This window comes from Pantoea sp. R102, from assembly GCF_004916815.1.
GTDB lineage: Bacteria > Pseudomonadota > Gammaproteobacteria > Enterobacterales > Enterobacteriaceae > Pantoea > Pantoea dispersa.
Genome location: NZ_SDFT01000006.1, coordinates 1 through 9,677 on the forward strand (window position 1 = coordinate 1; position 9,677 = coordinate 9,677).

Sequence of the window (9,677 nt, forward strand, 5' to 3'; positions counted from 1 at the left end):
CGGCCGCCAGCAGCGCGCGACGATAGGCCGCACTGGCCGCCGATTCGGGACACAGCACAAACGCCGTACCGAGCTGAACGCCGCTGGCACCCAGTTTCATCATCGTCGCGATGCCGGCACCGTCCATCACGCCGCCCGCTGCCACCACCGGCAGCGCGGTGTGCTGACGAATCGCCTGCACCAGCGCAACGGTCGAAAGCTGCTGGTCTGGCGCGCCCGGATCAAAATGGCCGCGATGGCCACCGGCTTCATAGCCCTGCGCCACAATGATATCGATACCGCTGCGCGCAACTGCCCGCGCTTCCTGCGGACTGGTGGCGGTCGCCAGCGTGACAATGTCACGTTGTTTAAGCCGGGCGATGGCCGTGGCATCGGGAATGCCGAAATGGAAACTGACCGCCGCCGGCCGCGCCTGCTCCAGCACCGTCAGCATCGCCTCATTGTGCAAAAAGCTCTGATAGATCTCCGTTAGTGCCGGCGGCAGCGCCGTCTGGTACTGCGCAAACTGCGGGCTGAACCGGCTGATCCACGCCGCCTCGCGCGCGGCATCCCGCCTTGCCGGCGCGTGACAAAATACGTTGACGTTGATCGGGCCACGCGTCAGCGCCTGGGTGTGGGCAATCATTTCTGCCGCCTGCTGCGGTGTCACCGCGCCAACGCTAATCGATCCCAGCGCCCCGGCATTGGATACCGCTGCGGCCAGCTGCGGCGTGGCGACACCGGCCATCGGTGCCTGAATCAGCGGATACTGCAGTTTTAACAGCTGGCACAGCGCGGTCGTCATGGTGGTTTTTCTCCAGGCCGTCATCGGGCGTTGATTGCGTCACGTCTCGGGCATTAACATACATTTAACATGCATCTTTTAACAAGTCCGCTGGACACTTTTCTTACCCGCGCGCGCGCCGTTGATCACTTTTTTCTCACATTTTTAACGCCACGGTCGATAATCAAAGTTGCATAGCAAAAACAGCTTTCAGCTTGCGCTGTAACAACATCAGGCAGGTAACACCATTACACACCCCACCTGCGCACATCGGTGCGCAGCGAGACAGCAGCCTGTGCCTGTGGCACGGCTGTAATGGACAACCGGGGAAATCATGCGGTGCCGTCCACTGGACGCGCCGAATGCGTTAGCACGCGCGCATCTGCGCCTGCATTTCGTTCAACAGCATACCAAGCGCCTGAGGTCTCTCATGTTCGGGGTGAAAAAATCGAGCCTTTCTCTGCCATTTGCCAAAAGTGGCGACATTGCTAAGGATATTGAAGCGATAAAGCAGCATGTTGCGTGGATTGAGTTTTCACCGGCCGGTGAAATCCTCAGCGCCAATGCGCAATTTTTACAGGTCACCGGCTATCAGCTGCATGAAATTCAGGGACAGCATCACCGGATTTTCTGCAGCCCTGCTTACAGCCAGTCTTCCGACTATTACGCCTTCTGGCAAACGCTGGCCGCCGGCGAATCGGTGAACGGCATTTTTGAGCGTTTCAACAAGCAGCATCAGCGCTTCTGGCTCAGCGCGACCTATTTTCCGGTGAGCGATGAGCGCGGCAAAGTGTACAAAGTGATCAAGGTCGCGAGCGACATCACTGCGCGTCATCAGGAGCTGGAACATAAAGAGGCGGTGATAACGGCGCTGGACCGTTCGATGGCGGTGATTGAATTCACGCCGGACGGTCACATCATTACCGCCAACGCCAACTTCCTCACCCACATGGGCTATACCCTGCCAGCCATTACCGGCCAGCATCATCGCCTGTTCTGCTTCGACAATTTTTACCGCGAGAATCCGGACTTCTGGCGCAAAATCGGCAACGGTCAGCATTTTGTCGGTCGCTTTGAGCGTAAGACCGCCAGCGGCGAGCGCATCTGGCTGGAGGCGAGCTACAACCCGGTGTTTGACGGCGATGGTAAGGTCTACAAAGTGATTAAGATCGCCTCAGATATCACCGCGCGCGTCGAGGCGGCGAAGCGCGTGGCGGATATCGCGCTGACCACCTCTGAGCAGACCTCACAAATTACCGATAACGCCAATGAAGTGCTGGATGAAACGGTGCGTAACTCCGGGCTGGTGGCGCAGCAGGTGAATGCCGCCGCCGAAATTGGCGCGCAGCTCACCGCCTCAGCCAGGAGCATCAGCGACGTGGTGGAAACCATCAACCTGATTGCCTCGCAGACCAACATTCTGGCACTGAATGCCGCCATCGAATCCGCGCGTGCCGGCGAGGCCGGACGTGGCTTCAGCGTGGTGGCAGGTGAAGTACGCCGCCTGGCGGCCTCGACCGCCAGCGCCACCAAACAGATTTCCGTGGTCGTGGAGCAAAATGCCGACCTGATCCAGCAGATGTATCAGCAGCTGGATGAGGTCAGGCAATTTGTGGTGACCGAACAGGAGAAGATCAGCGTGCTGTCGCGCAGCCTGCGGGAAATCAACAGTGGCGTACACGAGTTTGTGAACGTCATTCACCGGCTGGATGTGTGACAGCGTACGCGGGAGCGCTGGCTCCCGCGCGTTTACAGCCCACTGCCCGCCTGCGGCGCGGGCTGCCGCTTCCACTTCAGCGCATTACGCAGCGCCGGTTCGGCATATTTACTGATCAGCCAGGCAACGTAATACAGTACGCTGGCCACCACCACCGGCAGCATCGTCATCACCGCCTCATTTTTGATATAGCCATTAAGCTTAATCAATATCGCGATCATTAAATTTTCATGAATCAGATACAGTGCGTAACTGACAAATCCGATGGCGGTGAAAAAGCGCAGGGAAAGCCAGCGCTCAATCTGTCTGGAATAAAAGCTGGCGATAAAAAACAGCATTACCAGTAACAGCGGCACCACGGCGACCACGCCGCTGTTTTTAACGTAGTAGCTGAAATTAATCAGCAAGGCCAGCGCGGTCAGCGCGTAGTGATAACGTTTATCGCGCCCGTGCAGACGTTCATAAACCAGACAGCCGACCATAAACCAGGCATAGTGAATAAAACCGAATTTTGAAATTACATCGATTAATAATGGATGGCCGAGTGATTTCAATACCGATGAGGCGGAAAGTAATAACATCGGCACAATCAGCGCCGGCAGACAATATTTACGTCCAAAGGTAAAATAAACCGCGCCAATAATCAGATAAAACAGCGCTTCAACATAGAGAGACCAGAACGATCCGGCCATGGAGCGGAATTCAATGCCGGTCAGTTGCGTCAGCGTTTCAGGATTAACAAAGATCAGGCCGGGCAGCAGGTTGCGGCTTTCCGGTGTCATCAGCGACCACTCCGGAAAAAAGCCGCCGGCAACGTACAGCAGCAGACTGGCTATCAGCATCGCCGGAAACAGGCGCAGCCAGCGTTTTTTGAGAAAACTGAGGTAGCCGGACGATTTATCCAGCGTCATAAATATGACAAAGCCGGAGATCATAAAAAACAACTGCACGCCGACCCAGCCAAATGCCAGCAGCGGAATATGCTGGGTAGTGGCGGCATACGGCAACAGTTCGGGCCAGCGGGCATAGGCGTGATAAGCAATCACCAGCAGGATCGCTAATCCGCGCATGCCATCAAGATGCGTGATACGTGGTTGCATAAGTGGTCTCTGGAAAGAGGAGCAGATGGGTTTCAGCAAATTAGCACTGACAAAGATTTACACTCAACAAGAATAGTCCTGGATAACGCAGCATTAATTAAAGATAAAACTCTGCCAGCCTGAACGTTAAATCATGCTCTGATAAATTATGGCTGTAATATATTCACAGTCATAATTCTTAAATAAACACTAAGCTATTAGCGCAACGGGAAAAATTTACCGGCACTCGCCGAATTGCCCTGGTGCAAACGCAGCGGCAGGGCCTTTTATTAACAGACCTTATGCAGATCTGATTGCGCCACGGCATCGTCGGGCTTCTGGCCGAATATGCGATCTGTTTTTGCCGCTCCGCTCACGCTTTTTTTACTTTTTCGCCCAGGTTCGGCGCAGTCATGCCGATACTCATAACGTACTTATGAAATATCATTTTACTGGTTTGTGATAAGTCTATGATGGCGAAACGTTCACTGATGGATTTCCCGACCGATGATCGGATGCGCGGACTGATGCGCCAGCCGATGCTGCTGATGGTGCTGCTGATTTTTCTTTCCTTTATGGTGGCGCTGGTGACGCTGTGCTTTATCGCCAGCGATCTCAACCAGCAGGAGGCGCGGCAAAACCGCCTGCTGCTGGAGAAGGCGTTGCAGACGCGTCAGGAAGTGATGCAGTTTCACCTCTCCGATAATGCAGAATGGGGCGAAGCCTACCAAAACCTGCACCGCACGCTGAATACTGACTGGGCGTGGACGCGGCAGAATCTGGGTGAGTCGCTGTTCCAGACCTTTGCCTACGAGGGCGTGTTTGTCATCGCGCCGCGCGGCGATACGGTTTACAGCGTGATCGACGGTCAGCTGCAGCAACGCGATTTCACCGACTGGCTCGGTCGCCAGCAACTGCCCGCGCTGCGTCAGCAGTTACAGCACAATGACGGTAAGGCGCTGTCGCGCTTTGTGGTGGTAAACCAGCAACTGGTGCTGCTGTGCGCCGCATGGATCACCACCGGTGGCGATAACAGCGTGCCGCAGGAGCCCGGCCCGCCATCGCTGATGATCTTTGCCGATCGCCTGACGCCGGACAAGCTGCTGCAGCTGGGGCATGAATACGGCATCAACGCGCTGCGGGTGGAATTCGCTGCACCCCGCGCGCCAGTGGCGGAAAGCCTGCGCCTCGCCGCCGACGGCCATGACGCCACGCTGCGCTGGACCAGCAGCAACCCCGGCGGTAAATTGCTGACCGCCCTGCTGCCGCTGCTGGTGATCGCCATGCTAATCACGCTGTATGGCGCCATCATGCTGATGCGCAACGCGCTGCGTAAAGCGCAGCTCAATGATGAAAATACGCTGCTGCTGGCGCAAAGCCAGCGGGCGCTCAGCGCCAGCGAACGCCGCTTCCGTGATATCGCCGAAATTACCACCGACTGGATTTGGGAGATGGACGAACAGCTGCGCTTCAGCTGGGTTTCCGGCCGTTTCCCGGTAGTTACCGGGTTTACCAGCGAGGAGTGGCTGCAGCGCACGCTACTGGATTTCCTGCTGTGCGATGAACACCAGCGCGCCCGGCTTTTGCAGCTGGCAGACTCTGGCGGTCAGCTTACGCTGAACGGCTGCCGCTATCTCTCCGCTCAGCATCAGCCGCGCTACTGCAATCTGACCCTCAAGCGCGTCAGCCTGGCGCATGGCGTCAGCGGCTTTCGCGGCAGCGCCAGCGACGTAACGCTGGAAGTTGAAGCGCAGGCGCGCGCGCACTATCTGTCGCACTTCGATGAACTGACCGGACTGGCCAACCGCGTGCAGATGCGCGAATTCCTCACGGGGCAGCTGAGCCTGCCGCTGCCGGCGCAGCCGCTACTGGCGATGATTATGATCGACCTGGATAAATTCAAACCGGTCAATGATCTCTACGGTCATGCGGCGGGCGATCAGGTGCTGCATGCGGTATCAGATCGTATCCGGCGCACGCTCAACGGCAACGGCCTGGTGGCGCGGCTCGGCGGCGATGAGTTTGTGGTGATTCTGCCGGAGGCGGGCAGCCGCGAGCAGGTCGACGCGCTGTGTCAGCAGCTCATCGCCCAGCTCAATCTGCCGTTCCCGGTGTACGACAACGACATCCACATCGGCGGCAGTCTCGGCATCGCGCTGGCCCCGCAGGATGCCGACAACGCCAGCGATCTGCTGCGCTTCGCCGACATCGCGCTGTATAAAGCGAAAAACAGCGGCCGCAACCAGTGGATATTTTTCGACCGTGACATGGAAGAGAAAATTGTGCAGCGGCGCGAAATGGAGCATGAGCTGCGCGCAGCGCTGCAGGAGAACCAGCTGCGGCTGGTCTATCAGACGCGCTATGACCTGATCGCGCAGCGCATCAGCGCGGTCGAGGCGCTGGTACGCTGGCAGCATCCGCGGCTGGGCTTACTGATGCCCGATCAGTTTATTCCGCTGGCCGAAGAGACCGGCCTGATCAGCGCACTGAGCGACTGGGTGCTGCTCAATGCCTGCGAGGACATCGCCCGTTACCGGCCGGAAATGGCGGTTTCAGTGAATATTTCCGCCAGCGAATTGCAGGATAGCGCCTTAGCCGAACGCATCACCCGGGTGCTGCAGCTCAGCGGTCTGCCGAGCCAGCGGCTGGAAATTGAAGTCACGGAAAACGCGCTGCTGAGCGATCCGGATAAAACCCTGGCGGTGATGCAGGCGGTGAAAGCGCTGGGGGTGAGATTTCTGATTGATGATTTTGGCACCGGCTATGCGTCGCTGTGCTACCTGCGCGCCTTCCCGTTCGACGGCATCAAAATCGATAAATCCTTTATTTTTCCGCTGGCCGATTCGCCCCAGGCGCGCCAGGTGGTGGAAAACATGATTGGACTCGGCAAAGCCTATTCCCTGTCGGTAACCGCGGAAGGCGTGGAAACGCCGGTGCAAATGTCGCAGCTGCAGGAGCTGGCGTGCGATGCCATTCAGGGTTACTACATCGGACGACCGCTGCCGCTGCCGCAAATCTCGACCGAGCCGCCGCAGAGTGAACCGGCGCTGCACATGAATATTTGATAAAAGGTGGCGATCCTTCGCCAGAGGTGATTACAGCGACTGGTGCGCGGTTTCTTTGGCTTTCCATAAGGCAAACAGGGTGATCGCCAGCGCCAGCGTCACATATAGCGACACCCACAGCGTGCTGCCCAGCTCTTTATACAGCGAGGTAATGATCAGCGGGGCAAAACCGCCGCCGATGATGCCGGCCAGCGTATAGGCCAGTGACGAACCGGCATAGCGCACGTGACTCGGGAACTGCTCGGTGACAAACGCCGCCTGCGGACCGTACATCATGGCGTGAATCAGCAGGCCAATCACCACCGCCAGCACAATCAGCCACGGCTGAGTGCTGTCGAGCAGGACAAAAAACACAAACGACCAGACAATAGCCAGCAGCGCGCCGGCAATGTACACCGGACGGCGGCCGAGGCGGTCGGACAGCGCGCCAAACAGCGGCACCGTCAACGCGTTGCCAATCGCGCCGACCATCGTCGCCATCAGCGCCAGCGGACGCGGCAGCTGTAACACGGTGGTGACGTATGTCAGGGTGAACACCACCACCAGCGCGTACAGCACGTCAGAGCCGATGCGCGAGCCGCCGGCGATCAGCAGTTCACGTGGATAGCGCAGGAACACCTCTTTCAGCGGCGTGTGGCTGGTTTTCTCCGCCTGCTGCATCGCCACGAAAGTCGGGGTTTCTTCCACGCCACGCCGCAGCCACAGGCCAAACATCACCAGCAGCAGACTGAGCAGGAACGGGATGCGCCAGCCCCACTCCTGAAACTGTTCGCCGCTGAGTGACAACGTCACTAAAGTGATAAAACCGGTGCCAATCAGCGTGCCGCAGGAAGGCCCGACCTGGGCGAACGAGGCGTTACGCCCGCGCTTACTGGCTTCGCCGTGCTCCATGGAGAGCAACACCGCGCCGGCCCATTCGCCGCCCAGCGCGATGCCCTGCACAAAGCGCAGCGCCACCAGCAGAATCGGGCTCCAGATGCCCCACAGCGCATAACCGGGCAGCATGCCCATCAGCGCCGTGGTCACGCCCATGATCACCAGCGTGGTGATCAAGACCGCCTTGCGCCCGGCGACATCCCCGAGATGGCCAAAGATAAAACCGCCCACCGGACGCGACACATAACCCACGGCGTAAGTTGAAAACGCCAGAATGGTGCCGACCAGCGGGTCGAAACTGGGGAAAAACACATGGTTAAACACCAGCGCCGCCATGATGTTGTAAACGGTAAAGTCGTACCACTCCAGCGCGGTGCCGATGGAGCTGGCCGCGGCAAGACGGCCGGTGTGGGTTTTCCCTGCTGCGGCACGCGCGGCGTGCGGCAGAGTTGAATCAGTATTCGCCATGAGCCATCTCCTGTTTAGTGAGCTGCCAGCTAAGCGCATAAAATTCAGCGCGGGCATTGAGCGCCTGTGACGCGGCGGCCGCCAGTGTCTGGCAGGCATCGGCGCACGAACAGCTGAGCAGCAGCATTGGCCGCATGGCGCGCTGCGCCCGATCTTCCTGTGGCAGCGGCGTGCTCAGCGTGGTGTCCGGCGTGAGTAAGCGCGAGGCGATATAGCCCGGCACCGTGGCAACCTGCTGCTGCCAGGCGTTGAGCGTTGCAGTTTCAATGCCAGCCTGTAGCGTCAGCACCGCAAGGTGGCTGCCGCTGCCCTGACCGTGCTGCTGAGTGATGGCACACACGCGGCGCATCGGTTTGATCATCCGATCCAGGTTTTTTACCGACCACGGCGTCTGGCGCGTGAAGGCGGCGTAGTAATCGGCGCTGGTGAAGGTTTCCAGCGAGCAGGTTTCATACAGTCCGAGGTACTTGCGTTCAGCATCCAGCGCCTGATAGCGCGTGCCGCTGAGAAAGCCGTCAATGGCGACGCGCTCGGCGACATGTTCATGGTCATACCATTGATTGAAATCAGCTTCGTTTTCAGCGGCGACGTTGGTGGCGACGAACAGCATGCCGTGAGGATGTGTCATTTTCAGAGACTCCGTTGCAGGATGGATTCAAGCGCCAGCGCCCAGCTGAGCAGCGCGGCATCGTTGCCATGGGTGGCGGCCAGCATCAGACCCACCGGCGCACTGCCGGGCTGATGACAAGGCAGGGAGATGGCGCAGCCGTCCAGCATGTTGATCACGCTGGTGTTGCGCAGCATCAGCAGGTTGACCTGGCGATAGCGCTCCGCGTCGTCGAGTTCGGCGATGGTCGGCGCAATCAGCGGCACGGTGGGCAGCAGCAGGCCATCGAACGGTGCCACCGCCTGCTCCACCCGCTGCCGCCAGTCGGCGCGCTGCTGATACAACAGTTGTGCGTCGTCCTCATTCAGCAACGCGCCGCGCTCAATGCGCATCCGCACCTGCGGGTCATAACCCGCCGCGTGCGACTGCAGCAGCGACTGATGCCACTGCCAGGCTTCCCAGGCGGTGATGCCGCCACGGGCGTTCATGGTTTCCAGTTCCGCCAGTTCAGACAGCGGCAGCTCGGTGAGCGTGGCACCCTGCGCGCGCAGCTGTGCCAGCGCGTGGTGCCACGCCTGGCTGACCGCGAGATCCAGCCCGTCCAGCACCCGGGTCTGTGGAATCGCAAAGTGCGCCCGCGTGATATCACGCTCTGCCAGCTGCAAAGGCCGATCGGCGATGACGCTGTCGAGCAGCCAGCAGCTGCGCACGTCATGGGCAATTACGCCAATACTGTCGAGTGCCGCCGATAGCGGTAGCGTGCCAGCCTGATTGATGCGGCTGGCGCTGGGTTTGAAGCCGGTCAGCCCACACAGCGCCGCCGGTATCCGCACCGAGCCGCCGGTGTCCGTGCCGACCGCCGCGAGGCACATGCCGTCGGCCACCGCCACCGCCGCGCCGGATGAAGAACCGCCGGGAATGCGTTTTTCGCCGCGCTGCCATGGGTTAGCTGGCGTGCCGTAGTGCGGATTGATACCGAGCCCGGAAAAAGCGAACTCGGTCATGTTGGTTTTGCCGACGATAGCGGCACCGGCCTGTTTCAGCTGCTGCACGATATGCGCGTCGCGCGCGGCGGGCGGCGCATCCGCCAGCACGCGCGAGC

Annotated in this window: 7 protein-coding genes; 2 read left to right on the forward strand and 5 right to left on the reverse strand. The window is 59.3% G+C overall.

From position 1 onward, the window contains the following. A partial coding sequence (locus tag ERD80_RS00995; RefSeq protein ID WP_136545546.1) for a nitronate monooxygenase occupies positions 1-784 on the reverse strand: 784 nt, incomplete at its 3' end. A 409-nt stretch (positions 785-1,193) separates the two neighbouring features. On the opposite strand from ERD80_RS00995, the gene ERD80_RS22950 reads away from it, so the two are divergent. Further along, entirely contained in the window at positions 1,194-2,480 is a 1,287-nt protein-coding gene (locus ERD80_RS22950) for a PAS domain-containing methyl-accepting chemotaxis protein (protein ID WP_132463717.1), read from the forward strand. A gap of 32 nt (positions 2,481-2,512) precedes the next feature. Here ERD80_RS22950 and ERD80_RS01005 read toward each other — a convergent pair whose 3' ends face one another. After that, positions 2,513-3,580, reverse strand: coding sequence for an acyltransferase (locus tag ERD80_RS01005; RefSeq protein WP_136545543.1), 1,068 nt, complete (start codon positions 3,578-3,580; stop codon positions 2,513-2,515). A 449-nt stretch (positions 3,581-4,029) separates the two neighbouring features. Here ERD80_RS01005 and ERD80_RS01010 point away from each other — a divergent pair, with 449 nt between their 5' ends. Then, a complete protein-coding gene (locus tag ERD80_RS01010; protein WP_282183351.1) occupies positions 4,030-6,624 on the forward strand; it encodes an EAL domain-containing protein in 2,595 nt (864 codons plus the stop codon). Between the two features lie 30 nt (positions 6,625-6,654). Here the strand turns inward: ERD80_RS01010 and ERD80_RS01015 are convergent, their stop codons facing one another. From ERD80_RS01015 to ERD80_RS01025, 3 genes are all read right to left on the reverse strand, one after another. Next, complete coding sequence (locus tag ERD80_RS01015; protein ID WP_021509513.1) at positions 6,655-7,968, reverse strand: MFS transporter; 1,314 nt, start codon at positions 7,966-7,968, stop codon at positions 6,655-6,657. Beyond that, the gene (locus tag ERD80_RS01020; protein WP_136545544.1) at positions 7,955-8,596 is read right to left on the reverse strand and encodes a DUF4286 family protein; all 642 of its coding nucleotides are present in this window, start codon (positions 8,594-8,596) and stop codon (positions 7,955-7,957) included. The genes ERD80_RS01015 and ERD80_RS01020 overlap by 14 nt, the downstream gene beginning before the upstream one ends. A 2-nt stretch (positions 8,597-8,598) precedes the next feature. Then, positions 8,599-9,677, reverse strand: a 1,079-nt coding sequence (locus ERD80_RS01025) for an amidase (protein WP_136545545.1), incomplete at its 5' end; no start/stop codon positions are given.